This window comes from Baekduia alba (genome assembly GCF_028416635.1).
GTDB lineage: Bacteria > Actinomycetota > Thermoleophilia > Solirubrobacterales > Solirubrobacteraceae > Baekduia > Baekduia alba.
The window spans coordinates 3,796,735-3,814,522 of sequence record NZ_CP114013.1; the positions used below are offsets into that span (position 1 = coordinate 3,796,735).

General features: G+C 75.3%; 15 protein-coding genes. 6 read left to right on the forward strand and 9 right to left on the reverse strand.

The features are described 5' to 3' along the window. Window positions 1–51: 51 nt before the first annotated feature. The gene (locus DSM104299_RS19085; RefSeq protein WP_272473234.1) at window positions 52–660 is read left to right on the forward strand and encodes a cupin domain-containing protein; all 609 of its coding nucleotides are present in this window, start codon (window positions 52–54) and stop codon (window positions 658–660) included. A gap of 7 nt (window positions 661–667) precedes the next feature. On the opposite strand, the gene DSM104299_RS19090 is transcribed toward DSM104299_RS19085, so the two are convergent. Beyond that, window positions 668–2,164: a flavin-containing monooxygenase gene (locus DSM104299_RS19090; protein ID WP_272473235.1), complete on the reverse strand. Its 1,497-nt coding sequence runs from the start codon at window positions 2,162–2,164 to the stop codon at window positions 668–670. A gap of 75 nt (window positions 2,165–2,239) precedes the next feature. Between DSM104299_RS19090 and DSM104299_RS19095 the strand changes: the two genes are divergently transcribed. The 4 genes from DSM104299_RS19095 to DSM104299_RS19110 all read left to right on the forward strand — a co-directional run bounded on the left by DSM104299_RS19095 (window position 2,240) and on the right by DSM104299_RS19110 (window position 6,846). After that, window positions 2,240–3,457: a PucR family transcriptional regulator gene (locus tag DSM104299_RS19095; RefSeq protein WP_272473236.1), complete on the forward strand. Its 1,218-nt coding sequence runs from the start codon at window positions 2,240–2,242 to the stop codon at window positions 3,455–3,457. Window positions 3,458–3,527: 70 nt separating this feature from the next. Continuing rightward, entirely contained in the window at window positions 3,528–5,099 is a 1,572-nt protein-coding gene (locus DSM104299_RS19100) for a PKD domain-containing protein (RefSeq protein ID WP_272473237.1), read from the forward strand. Beyond that, complete coding sequence (locus DSM104299_RS19105) at window positions 5,084–5,647, forward strand: hypothetical protein (RefSeq protein ID WP_272473238.1); 564 nt, start codon at window positions 5,084–5,086, stop codon at window positions 5,645–5,647. Before DSM104299_RS19100 ends, DSM104299_RS19105 begins: the two co-directional genes overlap by 16 nt. Beyond that, the gene (locus tag DSM104299_RS19110) at window positions 5,644–6,846 is read left to right on the forward strand and encodes an endo alpha-1,4 polygalactosaminidase (protein WP_272473239.1); all 1,203 of its coding nucleotides are present in this window, start codon (window positions 5,644–5,646) and stop codon (window positions 6,844–6,846) included. Before DSM104299_RS19105 ends, DSM104299_RS19110 begins: the two co-directional genes overlap by 4 nt. A gap of 7 nt (window positions 6,847–6,853) precedes the next feature. Here DSM104299_RS19110 and DSM104299_RS19115 read toward each other — a convergent pair whose 3' ends face one another. The 8 genes from DSM104299_RS19115 to DSM104299_RS19150 are packed head-to-tail and all read right to left on the reverse strand — an operon-like array spanning window position 6,854 to window position 16,273. Next, window positions 6,854–7,816, reverse strand: a complete 963-nt coding sequence (locus DSM104299_RS19115; protein WP_272473240.1) for a hypothetical protein — start codon at window positions 7,814–7,816, stop codon at window positions 6,854–6,856. Window positions 7,817–7,847: 31 nt separating this feature from the next. Continuing rightward, the gene (locus DSM104299_RS19120; protein ID WP_272473241.1) at window positions 7,848–8,357 is read right to left on the reverse strand and encodes a hypothetical protein; all 510 of its coding nucleotides are present in this window, start codon (window positions 8,355–8,357) and stop codon (window positions 7,848–7,850) included. Beyond that, window positions 8,348–9,112 carry a spherulation-specific family 4 protein gene (locus tag DSM104299_RS19125; protein WP_272473242.1) on the reverse strand — a complete coding sequence of 255 codons (765 nt, stop codon included), beginning with the start codon at window positions 9,110–9,112 and terminating at the stop codon, window positions 8,348–8,350. The genes DSM104299_RS19120 and DSM104299_RS19125 overlap by 10 nt, the downstream gene beginning before the upstream one ends. Window positions 9,113–9,120: 8 nt before the next feature. After that, window positions 9,121–10,440: a hypothetical protein gene (locus tag DSM104299_RS19130; RefSeq protein WP_272473243.1), complete on the reverse strand. Its 1,320-nt coding sequence runs from the start codon at window positions 10,438–10,440 to the stop codon at window positions 9,121–9,123. Then, complete coding sequence (locus tag DSM104299_RS19135) at window positions 10,437–12,011, reverse strand: DUF3492 domain-containing protein (protein WP_272473244.1); 1,575 nt, start codon at window positions 12,009–12,011, stop codon at window positions 10,437–10,439. Before DSM104299_RS19135 ends, DSM104299_RS19130 begins: the two co-directional genes overlap by 4 nt. Then, a complete protein-coding gene (locus DSM104299_RS19140) occupies window positions 11,986–12,450 on the reverse strand; it encodes a hypothetical protein (protein ID WP_272473245.1) in 465 nt (154 codons plus the stop codon). Before DSM104299_RS19140 ends, DSM104299_RS19135 begins: the two co-directional genes overlap by 26 nt. After that, entirely contained in the window at window positions 12,447–15,674 is a 3,228-nt protein-coding gene (locus DSM104299_RS19145; protein ID WP_272473246.1) for an Agd3-related carbohydrate-binding protein, read from the reverse strand. The genes DSM104299_RS19140 and DSM104299_RS19145 overlap by 4 nt, the downstream gene beginning before the upstream one ends. Continuing rightward, complete coding sequence (locus DSM104299_RS19150; RefSeq protein WP_272473247.1) at window positions 15,671–16,273, reverse strand: RNA polymerase sigma factor; 603 nt, start codon at window positions 16,271–16,273, stop codon at window positions 15,671–15,673. The genes DSM104299_RS19145 and DSM104299_RS19150 overlap by 4 nt, the downstream gene beginning before the upstream one ends. A 319-nt stretch (window positions 16,274–16,592) precedes the next feature. On the opposite strand from DSM104299_RS19150, the gene DSM104299_RS19155 reads away from it, so the two are divergent. After that, window positions 16,593–17,771, forward strand: coding sequence for a BTAD domain-containing putative transcriptional regulator (locus DSM104299_RS19155; protein WP_272473248.1), 1,179 nt, complete (start codon window positions 16,593–16,595; stop codon window positions 17,769–17,771). Window positions 17,772–17,788: the final 17 nt, after the last annotated feature.

Sequence of the window (17,788 nt, forward strand, 5' to 3'; positions counted from 1 at the left end):
CGCCGAAGTCGCGTAGCGTCCGCACCCTCCCCAACCCCAGGAGCCTCCCCGATGCACCCATCGCTCCCGCTGAGCCTGTCCGTCGGTCCCCGCGACGGCGAGACGATCACCGACCGCCCCAACCGCGCGGTGCGGATCCTCGTCTCCGCCGACGCGCACCTCACGATCACCTGGTCGCGCTACGGCGAGGGCGAGCGCGGCCCGGACCTCCACGTCCACCGCGAGCACTCCGACGCGTTCTACGTGCTCGACGGGACGCTGACCTTCGCCCTCGGGTCCGAGGGCGAGCGGACCGTGCGCGCGCCCGCCGGGACCGTGGTCGTCGTCCCGCCCGACGTCGCGCACGCGTTCCGCAACGACGACACGCCCGACGCGGTCTTCCTCAACGTCCACACGCCCGACCGGGGCTTCGCGACCTACATGCGCGCGCTGCGCGACGGCCGGCCCGCGTCGTTCGACTCCTATGACCTGCCCGTCGACGGCACCCTCCCGGGCGACGCCGCCATCGTGGTCCCGGCCGGCGACGGCGAGCCCGGCCCGGGGCCGGACACGACCGTCCGCTACGTCGGCGAGGACCTGGTCCTGACCGAGGAGCCCGGCCGCATCACGGTCGCGATCCCGGCCTCGGCCGGCCCGGACGTCGTGTTCGTCGCCGGCTAGCCTGGCGTTACGCCGCGATCGCCGGCTCAGGCTCCGGCGCCGCCACGCCGGCGCGGCGGGCGAACAGCAGCTCGGGGTCGTTGACCGGTCCGTCGCGCAGCGTCTTGACGTCGGCCGCGTAGCTCATCGGCATCTTCCACGGCGCGCGGTCGCCCTGGCGCGGGAAGTCCTGGACGGCGCGCTGCACGTAGCCGGCGGCGAAGTCCAGCAGCGGGCGCGTCTCCATCCCCGGCTGCGCGGGGTGCGGCATGCACGTGTCGGCGCCGGTCCGGTCCATGAACGCCAGCACGCGGCCGAACGCCTCGCAGACGAGGTCGACCTTCAGCGTCCACGACGCGTTCGTGTAGCCGATCGCGAACGCGAAGTTGGGGACGTCGCTCAACATCATGCCCTTGAAGACGAGCGTCTCGGCGAGGTCCACCGCGCGGCCGTCGACGCGCAGCCCGATGCCGCCGAAGGCCAGCAGGTTGAGGCCGGTGGCCGAGATGACGATGTCGGCCTCGAGCGTCGCGCCGGACTCCAGCGCGATCCCGCCGGGCGTGAAGCGCGCGATGCGGTCGGTGACGATCGACGCGCTGCCGTCGCTGAGCACGCCGAACAGGTCGCCGTCCGGGACCGCGCACATCCGCTGATCCCAAGGGCCGTACTTTGGGTTGAAGTGCGTGTCGACGTCGTAGCCCTCCGGCAGCGCCTTCTTGACCCCGGAGCGCAGCAGCCGGCGGACGAGCTTCGGCCGCTTCTGGCTGAGCCCGTAGATCGTCTTCTGCAGCCAGATGTTCTTGCGGCGCGTGAGCGCGTAGGCGCGGTCGGCCGGCAGCCGCCGGTTGAGCCAGTTGGCGATCGGGTCCTTCTCGGGCACCGAGATCACATAGGTGGGCGACCGCTGCAACATGGTCACGTGCCCGGCCTCGCGCGCCATCGCCGGGACGATCGTCATCGCGGTCGCGCCGCTGCCGATGACCACGACGCGCTTGCCCGCGTAGTCGAGGTCCTCGGGCCACTGCTGCGGGTGGATGACCTCGCCGGCGAAGTCCTCCAGGCCCGGGAAGTCGGGCAGGAAGCCGCCGTCGTAGCGGTAGTAGCCGCCGGCGGAGAACAGCCACGCGCACGTCACGGTCAGCGCCGTCCCGTCGGCGCGCTCCACGGCGACCGTCCAGCGCGCGTCGGCCGACGACCACTCCGCGCCCGCGACGCGATGCCCCGTGCGGATGTGCCGGTCGATCCCGTTCTCGGTCGCGGTCTCGCGGATGTAGTCCAGGATCGCCGGCCCGTCGGCGATCGCCTTCTCGTCGCGCCACGGCTTGAAGGCGTAGCCGAACGTGTGCAGGTCGGAGTCCGAGCGGATCCCGGGGTACTTGAAGAGGTCCCACGTCCCGCCCGTCGCCTCGCGGGCCTCGAGGATCATGTAGGACTTGGTCGGCTGCTCGGCCTGGAGGTGGTAGGCGCAGCCGATGCCGGACACGCCGGCTCCGACGATGAGGACGTCGACGTGCTCTGGGCTCATGGTGTGAAGGGTCGCCAACTGACCGCCCGTTCACCAGGGCACACCGCACAGTCTTGGCGGCGTAGGCTGTGCGACATGCCCAGGTGGGAACCGCCGTCCGACCGCGTCGCGGAGCTGATCCGCGCCGGCGCCGCCGCGCTGCTGGACGAGACCTCCGCGCTCTTCGAGCAGGTCGACGCGGCCGTGCTGGAGGCGACGCCGCCGCGCCTGTCCGCCGACCCCGCGATCACCGCCGCGACCGTCGCGACCAACCACGCCAACATCCTGCACTGGGCCGGCGCCAACACGCGCCGGCCGGGCGCGCACGTCCCGGCCAACCTCAGCCCCGCGGTGCTCGACCTCGCGCGCGACATCGTCCGGCGCGGCCTGGACGACAGCACCACGCTCAACACCTACCGCGTCGGCCAGAACATCGCCTGGCGCGCGTGGATGACGCTCGCGTTCACGCTCACCGACGACCCCGACGAGCTGCGTGAGCTGCTCGACGTCACCGCCCGCTCGATCTTCGCGTTCGTGGGAGAGACCGTCGACGGCATCCAGGAGCTGATCGACCGCGAGCGCGAGGAGCTCGCGGGCGGCACCCACGCCGAGCGGCTGGAGACCGTCAACCTGATCCTGGAGGGCGCGCCGATCACCAGCGCGCGGGCCAGCGAGCGCCTGCGCTACGAGCTGGCCGGGCGCCACACCGCGGCCGTCGCCTGGACCGACGAGGACGGCGCCGGGCCGGGCGCGCTGGAGCAGGCGGCCGACGCGCTGGCCCGCGCGGCCGGCGCACGGCGCGCGTTCACGGTCGTCGCGAGCACGCGCGCGCTGTGGGCGTGGTTCGCGGCCGCCGACGCCGGGGCGCCGGTCGACTTCGCCGCGCCGCCCGGCGTCCGGATCGCGCTCGGCACGACGGCCGCCGGCATGGAGGGCTTCCGGCGCAGCCACCTCGACGCGCTCGCCACGCAGCGCCTGATGCACCGCATGCCCGGCGACCTGCGGATCGCCTCCTACCAGGACGTGCAGCTCGTGGCGCTCAGCGCGCAGGACGAGGAGGGCACCGCGGAGTTCGTCGCGCGCACGCTCGGCCGGCTGGCCACCGCGGACCCGGAGCTGCGCGAGACGCTGCGCGTCTACATCCGCGAGGAGTTCAGCGCCTCGCGCGCGGCACGGGCCCTGTTCGCCCACCGCAACACGGTGCTCAACCGCCTCGCGCGCGCCCGCGAGCTGCTGCCCGCGCCGCTGGAAGGGCGCGGCCTGCAGGTCGGCCTGGCGCTGGAGATCGTGCACTGGCTCGGCGCGCGCGCGTGAACGCGGGCCCTCGCCGCGCGTTCCCCAGGTACACGGACAGGATGTTCGCCCCGAAGACCAAGGACGCTCGATGTTCAGGACCTGGTGCGTCGCCATCATCAGCTGCGTCGCCGCGAGCGCGACCCTCGCCGGCCCGGCGGGGGCCACGCCCGCCACGCCGACGATCGCGACCGAGCAGCAGGCGCCCCTGAAGCTGCGGCTGACCAGCAGCACCGGCACGCACTGGGCGTGGACGGTCGTCGACGGCGCCGGCGCGACCGTGGCGACCGCCACCGGCAACCCCGCGACCGTCGACTTCGCGACACCGGGTGACTACACCGCGCGGCTGGACGCGACCGACGACGACCCGCTGGCCACCGGCCCCGCCCACGCGGAGGCGGCGTTCCACGTCTACGCCAAGCCGGCCGCGGCCTTCACCTCGGTCCAGCTCGCCGACGGCACCGTCCAGTTCACCGACACCTCGACGAGCGAGCCGACCACCTGGGTCTGGACGTTCCCCGGCGCCGTCAAGACGTTCAAGGGGCGCGTCCCGCCGCCGCAGGCGCTCCCGGTCGGCGTCTCCACCGTGACGCTCAAGGTGACCAACCCGGCCGGCAACAACACCACCTCGGCGCCGGTGCTCGTCAACGGGCCGCCCCAGGCGGTGCTCTCGGTCCTGTCGAGCCCGGCGGCGATGGGCGCGCCGGTGCTGCTGGACGCCAGCCGCTCGACCGATCCCAACCAGGACGCGCTGAGCTTCGCGTGGGACCTCGACGGCGACGGCGCGTTCGGCGACGCCACCGGCGCGCTGCAGACCGTGAGCTACACGGCCCCGGGCCGCTACCGCGTCGCGGTCCAGGTCAGCGACGGCCACGGCGCGACCAGCACCGCGGAGGCCGCGATCACCGTGCTCGTCGACCTGGCGCCGGTCGTCGCCTTCAGCAACGACCCCGCCCAGCCGCTCGTCGGCGCCAACGTCGGCTTCGCCGCGACGGCCTCGGACCCCGACGGCAGCGTGACGCGGATCGAGTGGGACCTCGACGACGACGGCCAGTTCGACGACGCGGCCGGCCCGACCGCGACGTGGAGCTTCGGCACCGCCGGCGCGCACCGCGTCGCCGTCCGCGCGGTCGACGACCGGGGCGTCGCGACCGTGGCCTTCCGCACGATCGACGTGGTGAGCCCGAGCCTCCCCCGTCCGACGGACCAGCTGCAGGCGGCATCCACAGGTCCGCTGCCGCAGAGCTCGGCGCCGGGTCCGACCATCCCCAGAGGCCCGGCGCCGACGACTGCCCGCGCGAAGCTGCTCACGCCGTTCCCGGTGGTGCGGATCCGCGGGCTGACCTACCACGGCCAGGTGCGCATCAGCCTGCTGAAGGTCCAGGCGCCGGCCGGCGCGACGATCCGCGTCCGCTGTCGTGAGGGCAGCTGCGCGGCCAAGCGCGCCGACGTCCGCGTCAAGGCGGCGCGCACGGCGGTCCGGGTGAAGTCCCTCGAGCAGCGCCTGCTCCGCGTGGGCACCATCGTCGAGGTGTTCGTGACCGCTCCCCACCGGATCGGCAAGTACACGCGGTTCACGATCCGGCGCGACGCGACGCCGGCGCGGACCGACCTGTGCCTGTCGCCGGGCCGCACGAGGCCGACCGCGTGCCCCACGACGTGACCGGAGCCCGAGCGGCCGTCCGGCTGCTGTGCGTGCTGGCCGCCGCGGGCGCGCTGGCCGGCGGGCTGGTCGGCGGGCTGGCCGCCGGCCGGATGTCGTCGGGCGAGGCGGCGATCGCCCGCGACGCGCCGGCGCCCGCCAAGGCGGCGGTGAGGCCGCGGGCCGCCAAGGCCGCGAGGCCGGCGCCCGCCGCGAGCGCGCGCACCGCGCACCACGCCCACCGCCGCGCGCACCGGCGCCGGCACGTCAAGCGCAGCGCGCCCGCGACGCCTGCGCCCCGGGTAACGCCCGCGCCGAGCCCGGCGCCCGTGCCGGCGGCGGCGACGACGGCGACCGACACCGCCACGGCCGGGCCGCCCGCGCCGGTGAACGACACGCCGGCGGCGGTCGCGCCGCCGCCCTCCGCCCCCAGGCCGAGCCCGAGCCCGGCGCCCACGCCGGCCCCGGCGCCCGCCGCTCGCAAGCCCGAGCCGGCGCCGGCCGGGCCCAAGCCGGAGCCCGCCGCCGCCCAGCGGCAGCCGACCGGCACGTTCGACGACTCGGGATGACCGCGCGACGCGGCCCGCAGGTCGCGGCGCTCGTCCTCGTGGTCGCGATCCTCGCGGCCGGGGCGCTCGTCGTCGCGCGGGCCGACAGCGAGCGCGACACCGTCCTGCAGGCCGAGCGCCTGCGCGTCGCCGCCGGCAGCGGCCATGTCGTGCGCGACGCGTCGGCCGGCGGGCGGCGCGCGCTCCTGCTCACCGGCGGCGCCACCGCTCGCGGGCGCGTGCGGCTGCCCGGCGCCGCGCGGTTGACCGTGGTCGCCCGCGGCACACCGTGCGCCGGCGCCCCGCGGATCCTGGTCGCGGTCGACGGCGCGCGCGTCCTCGCGACCGCCGTGCGCGGCAGCCGGCGCTGGTCGACCCTGGCCGCCGCGCCGACGCTGCGCGCCGGCACGCACACGGTCACCCTGCGCCTGCGCAACCCGCGCCGCACCAACCGGTGCCGGCGCAGCCTGCGCGTCGATCGCCTCGTGCTCGCCGCGGCGCCGCCCGCCGCAGTCGGCCCGGCCTGGAGCCCCGCGCCCGGCATCAGCTGGCAGTGGCAGCTCACCGGGACGATCGACCTCTCCGTCGACGCCGCGCTCTACGACGTCGACCTCGTCGACACCCCGGCCGCGACGGTCGCCGCGCTGCACGACCGCGGACGCCACGTCGTCTGCTACCTCGACGCCGGGACCTACGAGCCGGGCCGGCCGGACGCCGCCGCATTCCCCGACGCGGTCCTCGGGGCAGACGTGGAGGGCTGGCCCGGCGAGCGCTGGCTCGACATCCGCCGCCTGGACGTGCTCGGACCGATCCTCGAACGGCGGCTGGACCTCTGCCGCGCCAAGGGCTTCGACGGCGTCGAGCCCGACAACGTCGACGCCTATGCCAACGCGAGCGGCTTCCCGCTCACCGGCGCCGACCAGCTGGCGTTCAACCGCTTCGTCGCCGCCGCCGCCCACGCGCGCGGCCTGTCGGTCGGCCTCAAGAACGACCTCGACCAGGCCGCCGCGCTGGAGCCCGCCTTCGACTGGGCCCTGGACGAGCAGTGCTTCCAGTACCACGAGTGCGACGCGCTGCAGCCGTTCGCACGGGCGGGCAAGGCGGTGCTGATCGCCGAGTACGAGGGCGATCCGTCGGCGTTCTGCCCGCCGGCCCGCGCGGCCGGCTTCTCAGCGATCCGCAAGCGCCTGCCGCTCGACGCGTGGCGGCAGGCCTGCTGACGGCGCGTCAGTAGGCGCAGTACAGCGTCCCTCCCCCGGACGCCGCCGCGCCCGCCGTCCCGGCGTTGACGTACTGCCACTGGTGGTCGGGCCGGCCGCCGACCCAGTAGACGATCTCGTAGACGCCGACCGCGACGATCCCCTGACCGGTCGGGATCGCGATCGGACCCTGGGTCCAGGGCACGGGCGTCGGCGTCCCGTCGGGGTGGAACTGGGCGATGCCCGCGACGGTCGCGGTCCACGTCGCCCAGCGTCCGGCGCCCTCCCCGCCGGTCCCGTACCAGTGCCAGCCACCCGCCGGCGTGTACCAGGCGATCCAGCCGCGGGTCGAGACCGGCGTCGGCGTCGCGGTCGTGAAGTCCGGCTCGACGAGGTAGGCCTGCGGCGCGCCCGCGCTGTCAGTGCACTGCAGGTGGCCGTCGGTCCAGAAGCCCTTGGCCGCCGGCGCGGCGCCCTGGCCCGCGCGCAGCTGGAAGTACAGCTTGGACGAGCGGCCGGCCTGGGTGACCGAGAGGGTGGCGGCGACCGCCTTGTGGCGCACGAGCCGCTTGGCGACCTTGGACGACACGGTCAGCCGCGCGGTCGCGCGGTTGGCCGCGCAGCGGTACCCGCTGCGTGCGAATGGCGCCTTGGACACCACCTTGGCGCTCACCCGCACCGAGCCGTTCTGCTGGCACGCCAGCGGGACCGAGAAGGTGCGCCGCGCGCGGTTGAGGCTCACCGGCGCGTTGCCCAGCAGGCCAGGGCCGGTCGTCCCGCCGGGGATCGCGCCCGGCGCGCCGGGCGGGACGACCGCCGGCGCGGTGCCCGGAGGCGCCGGCAGGTCGCCGCCGTTGCCCGGCGGCGGGCCGGGCGGCGCCTGGGGCGCCTGGGCCGCGGCGCCGGCCGGGAGGCCGGTAGCAAGCGCGAGCGCCGCCAGCAGCGCGGGCGCCAGTCGGTGAGGACCGCAGAGCGGGAACGACATCATCATGGTGCTCCTTTCAACGGACATGCACGTGCGGTCATTCGCCCGGCGGCTCGGGCCGGTCGCGCAGCTGGCCGCCGATCGCGGCGCGCAGCGTCTCGACCCGCTCGAGCTGCGCGGCGTAGGCGGCGTCGTAGACGGACTGGTGGCGGGCGTGCGCGAGGATCCCGAGCGGCTTGGGCGGCGGGGCGGCGGGTCGCTCCTCCGCCACCGCGAGCGCGACCGGGGCGGGCACGGGCGCGCGCTCGACCGCACGCTCCGGGCGCGACAGCCGCGCGGGCTCGACGAGCACGCCCGCGGCGCGCCGCCGGCCGAGCTGCGGTGGCGGCACGTAGCCGAGCAGCATCCCCACCAGCAGCGCCGGGACGAGCCCGACGATCACGCCGACGACCGCGCCGAGGCCGACCAGCAGCACGGTGATGGGCGCGGAGCGGTCCGGCGCCTGGACGACGGTCGTCGTGTCGGCCGCGGCGGCCTCGACGCCGCCGCCGACGATCGCGGCGATCAGCAGCACGAGCAGCACCGCACGCCAGCCGCTCATCCGCATGTCGCCAGCGCCTCGACTTCCTCGTCCAGGTAGTCCGGGAGCGTGCGCCACGGGTTGGGCAGCGCCCCGGACGTCGCGTAGACGTAGCCGGCCGCCGAGCCCGACAGGGCGTCGAGCGCGTCGGCGCGGCTCGCGCCGTAGACCAGGTGCGCGACGCGGTCGCGGTCCTCGCGGCGCAGCCATCCGGGCGTCGCGCGCAGCGCGTCGGCGTACGCCGCGGCGGTCCCCTCGAAGGTCACCACGACGTCGGCCAGGTCGAAGTAGCCGGGGGCGGGCGGCACGCCCGGGTTGAGCACCACCAGCCGTCCGGGGTCGCCCCGCGCCGCGCGCGCCAGGGCACGGTAGTGGGCGAGCTGGGCCTCGTCGGACGCGGCCTCGTCGAAGAAGATCCCGTCGACGCCGTACCAGGAGACGAAGCGGTCGACGTCGGCCAGCCCCGCGTGCAGCGGCCGCCACCCGTAGCCGGTCGGGACGTAGCCGAGCACCCTGACGCCCGCGGCCTGAAGGGCGTGGACCGCCGCCGCGTAGGCCGGGCTGCGGCGCGCGCCGGGACCGCTGTCGGGGTTGACGATCACCATGCGCGGCCGCCGCGCGGCGCCGACCAGCGCGGTCAGCTCGTGCGGCGGCAGGTAGGCCGGGATGAGCGCCTCGCGGCACGTCGCGCCGCGCTCGGCGCCGCGGTGCAGCAGCGCGATCACCACCGCGACCGCCACGCCGGCGACCGCGACGACCACCGCGACGCCCGGTTGCGACACGAAGGCCCTCATGGGATCCACAGCGACGTCGCGAGGGTGGTCGCGGGACGGCGCAGCCGCGCCACGACGACGGGCAGCACGAGCAGCGCCACGACGAGGCCGCCGACGACCAGGCCGGCGCCCGGGAAGGGATCGACGTCGCCGAGCCACACCGCCGCCTCGGCGGCGGCGCCGCACACGACGGCGACCAGCGCCCAGCGCCCGCGGCCCAGCGACTCGAGCAGGCCGACGAGCATGCTCGCCAGCGCCACGAGCGCGAAGCCCGTCAGGACGCCGGCGCCGCGTGCGCTCCCGCCCAGCCACGGAGACAGCCACAGCAGCGGCGCCGACAGCGCGGCGCTGAGCGCCAGCAGGCGCCCGAGCGCGCCGAGCAGGACCCGCGTCGGACAGCGCCCGAGGCGGCGCGTGCCGGTCCCGTCGACGGCGACGCCGGACAGCGCCTTGGGGATCGCGAGCTCGAGGTGGCGCAGGTGGTGGCCCGCCAGCAGGGCGGCGAGCGTGGACGGGATCAGCGCCAGCGCCGGCACCGCGCCGTCGGTCCAGCTCACCGTCCGGTCCAGCACGAGCATCACGCCCAGCCCGACGCCGATCGCGCCGGCCACCGCCACGGGCTCGCCGGCCCCGAGCGAGCGGCGCGCGACCGCGGGCGACGGGCGCAGCGCCACGGCGGCGGCCAGCAGCGTGGCGGCCGCCGCCGCGGCGACGACCTCCAGCGCCGGCGCGCCCGACAGCATCGCGGCCGTCGCCAGCAGGATGATCAGCACGTAGACCGCCGGCCAGCGCCGCCGGATCAGCACGGTCCCGCCGGTCCAGGTGACGGTCAGCAGGCCGGCCAGCAGCCCGCCCGTCCCCAGCGCGAGCGCCGGCAGCGCCACGACCGCGACCGCCCCGGCCAGCAGGAGGAGGCGGTGTCGCGCCAGCTGCGCGATGCCCTGGGGCCGGTCCAGGAACCGGCTGCCGAGCGCGCGCTGCAGCGCGAGCGTGAGCGGCAGGGCGAGCACGAGCGCGCGTTCGACGGCCTGCAGCCCGACGCTGGTCGTCAGCGGCGCGGCCCAGCACGCGATCGCGACGACGGTGAGCAGGAACGCCGCGCCGTCGGCGAGGACGCCGTCGCGCTCGCCACCGCGCGGGAGCCGGCCGACGCTGGGCTGCGCGGCGGCCAGCGCCGCGGGCATCGTGGCGCTGGCCGCGGCGAGCGCCGCCTGCGCCGGCATGCCGGCCCAGGCCTCGAGGACGACCGCGGCCTCGAGCAAGTCCTGGGGCTCGCGCCCCAGGCGCGCCTCGACGAGCAGCCGCGCGTCGCCCAGCTCCGTCGACGTCGCGGTCACGCGCGCGCTCCCACCGCGGCGACGAGCAGGTCGACGTCGTCGTCGTCGCCCGAGAGCGCGCCCAGCAGCTCGCGGTAGCCGTCGACGCAGGCGCGCTCGTTGAACAGGCGGCCGAGACGGCTGTGCCCGCGCTGCCCGAGGCGCCAGGCCAGATCGGGGTTGCGCAACAACATGACCACCGCCGTCGTCAGCGCGTGATCGTCGCCGGGCGCGCACACCAGGCCGCAGCCGCGCACGACCTCGGGCACGCCGCCGACGCCGGTCGAGACCACCGGCCGGGCCTGGCCCATGGCCTCGAGGATCGCCATCGGCAGCCCCTCGGAGATGCTCGTCATCAGGACCACGTCGCTGGCGCGCACCACGCCGGTCGGGTCGGCCGTCGCGCCCATGAACCGGAAGCGCTCGCCCAAGCCCAGCCGCGCGTGCAGCGCCAGGCACGACTGCCCGTAGATCTCCTCGCCGCGGGGCACCGGGCCGTAGTGCAGAAAGCGGGCGTCGGGCAGGTGCGTCGTCGCCTGGGCCGCCACCCGCAGCATCGTGTGGGCGTCCTTGAGCGGGTCGAGGCGGCCGACCGAGACCACGGTGCGCGTGCAGGGCGGCGGCGTCGGCGCCGACGGCGGCTCCAGCCCGTTGTAGAGGACCAAGATCTTGTTGGGGTCGATGCCCAGGCCCATCTCCCAGTAGGCATTGGCGTCGGTGACGGGCGAGACGACGTCGGCCGCGGCGTACGCGGTGCGGGCCAGGCCGCGCGCGAGCCGGGTCGCGGCGAAGCGGCTGCCGGGCGAGTCGCCGTTGCGCGCCGCGGCGAGGTAGGCCTCGCGCACGTAGACGCCGTGCTCAGTGAGCACCATCGGCGTCTCGTGCAGCGCCTTGTGCACGACGGCGGGGATCGCCGCCCAGCCGGCCGCGGTGACGTGCAGCGCGTCGGTCGGCGGCGTCGGCACCGCCGCGGTGCGCGCGACCCAGTAGAGCGTCTGGTACAGCGTGGCCGCCTCGACGAGGTCGAGCGCCGGCGGCGTGCCGGCCTCCGGGATGCGCTCGGCCAGGACCGCGCGCAGGCCCTCCAGGAACGCCGCCCACCCCTGCGCGGACCGGAAGGCCCGCCGCACGCCGCCGGGATGGCGGCGGCACCAGACCCACGCGGCGACCACCGCGTCGGTGCTGCCCTCCCAGCCCAGCAGGTTGCGGACGAGCATCGAGGGCAGCTCCACGCCCGACCGGCGGTCGCCGCGACCGCCGCGCGCGAGCTTCGGCAGCTCCTCCGACCACACCTCGACGGGCCCGATCTCGGTCGCGTGGCGCGGGAGGGCGAACGTCGGCGGCCGGCCGTGCGGGGCGACGATCGGCATGACCTGCCAGTCGAACTCCGTGAGGCTGTTGACCATCAGGTCGCACCACGAGCTGACGCCGCCCATGATGTAGGGGTAGGTGCCCTCCGTCGTCAGCAGGATCCTGCGACGCGCGGGCTGAGGCGCGATCCTCCCGCTGCCCCACGCCCGCGCGCTCGCAACGCGCAGCCCCGAGACAGGTGCGGGGTCGCGCAGCTCAGACGACACGGGAGCCGTAGCCATCGCCCTGCTCGATGTCCGTGTCGGCGTGCGTCGCCGGCGGGCGCGAGCGCGCCGCGCCGAGCGCCGCCAAGGCGTTCAACTTGCCTTCGAAGGCCACCATCGCCCGCTCGACCTCCTGGCAGATCTCCAGGAGCGACTCGCGGATGAGCAGGCCCTCGACCAGCAGCTGCTCGACGTCGTCGCTGACGCTGTCGCGGTCCAGCTCCGCCGCCGCGAGCGACCGCGCGCGGCCGATGAGCCGGCTGACGTCCGCGCGCTGGTGCTGGGACGCCTTCAGCCGGGCGTTCTCCTCGCGCAGCAGCAGCAGCTCGGCGTGGACGGCGGCGATGCTCTCCGGATCGCCGATCGTCTCCGCCATCCGGTCGGTCCGGCGACGGAAGCGCCGCCGGGGCTCGTCCGGGGCATCGTCGGGCGGGCGCCCCACGACCTCGCCGCTCATCGGCCACGCACCACGTGGAAGGTGACGTGCCGGGGCCCGGCCTTCTGCCGTCCGGCCGTCGCGGTGACGGTCAGCCGGTAGGTGCGCGGCGCCAGCGGCCTGGCCTTGAACCGCCCGGTGAAGCGCAGCACGTTCGTGCCCTTGGGTGCCGAGCGCCGCAGCGTGCCGACGGTGACCCACCGGCGATGGTGCTTGGACCCGACGCGCCGCTGGACGACGAGGCGCACCTCCGCGGCCTTGCTCAGGCGCCAGGTGATCCGCGAGCCGTCCAGGCGCGTGCCGCGCTGGCGCAGGCGGTGGGCGACGGCGAAGCGCTTGGGACTCATCTTGACGTTGGTCAGCGCCAGCTTGGCGGAGGCCTTGTCGTCCTTCTTCCTGCCCTGCCCGGAGACGCCGACCGAGCCGGGTCGCCCGCTCGTGCCCGCGGCCTTGGGCGGGTCCGGTGCCTTGGCCACCGTGTCGGTCGCGGCCGAGGTCGCCTGGCTGACCGACGCGATCCAGTTGCCGGCCGAGACCACGACGCGCAGCGTCGCGCCGACGTCGTCGGCCCCGGCGACGTAGTCGCCCGCCCTCGCGCCGGCGATGCTCTTGCAGCCCTGCCCCTTCGTGTCGCAGCGCTGCCACTGGTAGCCGTAGTCGATCGTCGGCGTCCCGGTCCAGGTGCCGGTGCGGGCGCTGAGCCTGTCCCCCGCGCGCGGCGTGCCCGCGATGGTCGGGACCGCCGTGTTGGTCGGCTCGTCGGGCGCGAGGACCTGCTCTGCGCCGGGCGCGATCGTCTTCCACCCCGAGCGCTGGCCGCCGTAGAGGTCGCCGACGGTGGTGCCGGTGATCGGGACGTCGACGGGCGCGGTGCTCGCGTTCTTGACGTGCAGGCGCCCGTCCTGCAGCCACGCGCTGACGTCGCCCGCGGCGAGGTGCGCCGCCCAGGCGCTCTGCTGCGCGAGCGCCGCACCGATCTGCGCGCTGGTCAGCTGCACCAGCGGCGCCTTGGCCCGGTCGATCGCGGCGTCGTAGCGCGCGAGCAGCCCGTCGACGACCGGGTACAGGATCCCGCCCTGGCCCGGGTCGGTCTCCGGCAACGCCGGGTTGTAGTCGGCCAGGTTGCTCTGGTGCATGAAGTGCGGCCGCGGGTCGTTGCCCATCAGATGGCGGAACATGATGGTGTTCTCGCTGGTGAGGTACTCGGCCCACGTCGCCGGCGTCGTGCGGCACGTCGTCACGCCGGCGATCGGCACGCAGCCGCCGCCGTTGGCGGGCGCCACGTAGATCCAGTTGTACTCGTCGAGCTGCTGGCCCTGGCGCGAGACGTTGTAGTACACGTTGCTCGGATAGCGCGGGATGGCCTGGAAGCTCGCCGGCGGCGTGCCCTCGCTGAACGTGGCGCCCAGGCCCCACTGCGGCCCGGCCACGTCAGCCGGCGTCTGCGGGTAGGTCTTGGACGCGTCGGTCGCGACGACGCGGATGCCCGCGGTCAGCAGGCCGGCGAGGGAGTTGGGGTTCTGCCCGTACGGAGCGATCGTCGCGGCGTTGGCGGCCGGCGGCGCGCCGGCGGTGCCCGCGGCCTTGTCGTCGAGCACCGTCAGCGTCACCGGGGCGGTGCCGTCGTCGGTGGGCGCGGTGGCCGACCGCGCGACCGTGCCGACGAGCTCCCAGGCACCGGCGCCCCCGGCGCTCCGGTACAGCTGGTAGCTCACCGCGTGGCACACGGCGTTGAACGACACGTCGACGCTGTTGCCGGTGGTCCCGGCCGCGCCCACCACGACGCCGGACACGATCGATGCCGTCGACTCTCCGGCGGCTGAGCGGGCCGACACGGCGTAGTCGTAGGTGCCCGACGGCACGCCAGTGGTGCTCGCGGGGGTCGTCGTGGTCGGCGGCGTCGTGGTGCTGGGCGGCGCCGTGCCCGTGTGGGGGACGATGTCGTCGATCGAGGGCGGGTCGATCGTGCCCGGGTTGCCCGGGCGGGAGTTGGCCAGGCCGGAGTGCTCGCCGGTCACGACCTCGCGCGGGTCGATCGCGATGCCGCGCGCGGCGGCCCAGGCGACGTTGTCGTTGACCTCCTTGCTGATGAACGAGGCCGACGAGCAGTCCAGGTTCGGGTGGTCGAACGTGTGGTTGACGAAGCCGAACGACGCCTTGTTGGCCTGGATCGCCGCGACGAGCGGATCGGTGGCCGTGTCGTTCGCCGCGTTCTCGTCGTTGTTGACCTGGTCCAGCCACAGCGCGCTGCCGCCGCCGTTGTAGGCGAAGTCGATCCGGAGGTTGCGCGCCTTGGACCACTGCACCGCCTGGGCGACGTCGCCCGCGCTCATGCGGCTCGCGGCGGCCGGGTCGTAGTTGGTGGTGTGCGTGGCCGGGTCCCAGGCGTCGTCGCCGAGGAAGAGGTCGTCGACCTGAAGCTCGAGGTAGTTGCGCTGGATGCCGAGGAAGACGCCGCGCGTGACCCAGTTGAGCATCCCGTGGCGCAGCAGCTGGACGTGGCTCTGGTTCTCGTTGCCGGCCACCGTCATGACCATCTCCTCGCGCCCGTCGTCGGGGTGCGTGTAGATGCCCAGGTACGCGCCCCCGCCCGGCGCGCTGACGAGCGTCTGCCAGTTGGCGGCGTCAACCGGCGTCCCGGCGTAGCCGAAGGCCTCGCTGGACGCCGGGTTGGGGTCGTCGTCGGGGATCGGGAGCGGCCCCTTGAGGTAGGGGAAGGCGTCCTTGCCGGTCGCGGTCAACGTGCCGACCTTGCCGTCCTGGCGGACGCCGCCCACCGTCACGAGCCCGTGGGCGGGGCTCGGCGCGGTGTAGTCGCTGAGCTGGCGGACGCCGAACGTCCGCTCGAACTTCGCCAACGCCGACCATTCGGCGTCGGTGAGCGCGGAGAGGTAGGACGTCGTCGCGTCGGCGTTGGTCACCTGGTGGCCGAGGTCGCCCGAGGCGAGGATGACCGCGTCGTACTTCGCGTGCTGGTCGCCGTAGTCGGCGAGCTGCGCGTCGGTCAGCGTGCTCGTCTTGGCGGCTCCGGTGTAGGCGACGACCGCGTCGAACGGGACGCCCTCGCGGGCGAGCTCGTACTTCCAGGCGGCGAAGCCCGGCTCGGTGCCGTCGGCGGAGAGCAGGAGGACCTTCGCGTCCAGCCGCTGACCGGGCCCGATGCGGTTGGGCCCGGCGGCGAGCACGACCGGGACGGCGACGGCGACCAGCGCGAGCGCCACGAGCAGGACCACGCGCCATCTCATGCCGACACCTCCAACAACTCGCGGTCGGGTCGTGCCGTCCGCGGCAGGCGCGCGACGGCCGGGGCCGAGCCCAGGTCGGTCAGCGTCGCCCGCACGGCGGCGCGCCCGCGGTAGTGCAGCCCGTGGACGGCGCGCACGCTGCACCCGAGCACCGCGGCGATCTCGTGCGGCGACAGGCCGACGAGGTGCGTGAGCAGCAGCACGTCGCGCTGACCCTGCGGCAGCAGGGCCAGCGCCGCCCGCAGCGCTGATCGCACCTCGCCGGCGCCCTGGTCGTCGCGCGCGCGGGTCTGGTCGACGTCGTCGACCGGCACGGCGCGCGCACGGCGGACGTGGTCGATCGCGGTGTTGCGCGCTACGCGCAGCACCCAGACGATGAACGGCGCCTCGCCGGGGCGGTAGCGGTCCAGGCCCGTCAGCAGCTTCGCGAAGACCTGCTGCGTGACGTCGTCGGCGTCGTCGAGGTCCTTGAGGACGCGCAGCACGTGCGCGTGGACGGCAGGGGCATGCAACACGTACAGCTCGGCCATCGCGTCACGATCGCCGGCGCGCGCGGCGCCCACGACGCGGCGCGTGCGCAGCTCGTCGACGGGGCTCACCGTCGGAGCCGCATCCGCGCGGCGTTCAGCGGCAGCACGCGATGGCCGCGTGCGGCAAGACGTCCACATGCCATCCCCCGAGTCCGTTCGGTCCACTAGGACCTCTGTGCTGCCGGGCTTGCGGCCGGCACCAACTGACTTCGACGCGACCTTAGGGACCGCGTGCCCGATCAAGCCCTGGATCCCGGTTAAGAAGTTGTTGGCACACCCCCCGAAAGAGGAGGGTTTGTCGAACGTCGCCGTTCACGTGGAAGATCGGTAAGTGACGACGTCTCTGCACGGGTACCACGCAGCAAGCGGTACAAGGACGGGAGGTGGAGTGTCTAGGCAGGGACAAGACGCGTCCGACGGTCAGGCGTTCACCGACGCCGAGCTCGCGCTCCAGGTCGTCGATCGCTCGCCCGCGGCCGTGATCGTCCAGGACGCCCGCGGACGCGTCGTCGCGGTCAACCGCGCGGCGGTGCAGATGCTCGGCGGGGCCGTGAGGCTCGAGCCCGGCGCGCGCGTCGGCTGCGGCGTCCTCGGGTGCCGCTCGCCGGGCACGCGGCTCGACGGCGTCTGCGTGCACGAGCTGGCCCTCGCCCGCGGCGAGCCCCTGCCGCCGCTGCGCGTCGAGCTGCCCGCCGGGGCGGAGTTCGACGTCGCGTCCGCGACGATCGTGGCGCTGCCGCTCGGCGACGGCCTGGTCGTCACCGAGCTGCGCCGCGACTTCGGGCACGCGGCGCGGGAGCGCGGGGGCTCGCCGACGTGGTCGGCCGAGCCGCAGCTGCGGGTCTTCGTGCTCGGGCGCACGTGCGTCATGAACGGCGACGAGGTCCTCGACGGCCGCTGGATCAACAACCGCGCCGGCCACATCCTCAAGCTCCTGGTCGCCGAGCGCCATCGCAGCGTCTACTCCGACGAGATCATCAGCGTGCTCTGGCCGCCCGACTCGTCGCCCGACACGCGCGGCGTGCGCTACTTCGTCCACGAGCTGCGCGACCAGCTCGAGCCCGGCGGCGCGGCGGACCCGCCGTCGTCGTTCGTCGTCGCGACCCGGGGCGGCTACGCGCTGGACCGCCAGCGAGTGTGGGTCGACGCCGACGCCTTCGAGCGCCTCGTGACCGAGGGCTGCGCGGTGGCCGGCGCCGACGACGAGCGCGCCCGGGCGCTGATCCGCGACGGCGTCGCGATGTACCGCGGCGACTTCCTGGCCGACGAGCCCTACGCCGAGTGGGCGCTGCCCGAGCGCGACCGGCTGCGCGACCTCGCCGCCGGGGCCCTGCGGATCCTGGCCGAGATCGAGACGCGCGGCGGCGACCTCGCCGGCGCGACCGCGACGCTCACCCGGCTGACCGAGCTCGAGCCGTTCGACATCGACGTGCACCGCGAGCTGTTCGCGCTGCTGCTGCGGCGCGGGCGGCGCAGCGAGACCCTGCGCCGCTACGAGACGCTGCGCCGGCGGATGCTCAGCACGTTCGACGAGCGGCTGGACTTCTCGCTGTCGCAGCTGAGCTAGGCCGGCCGGCCGGCCCG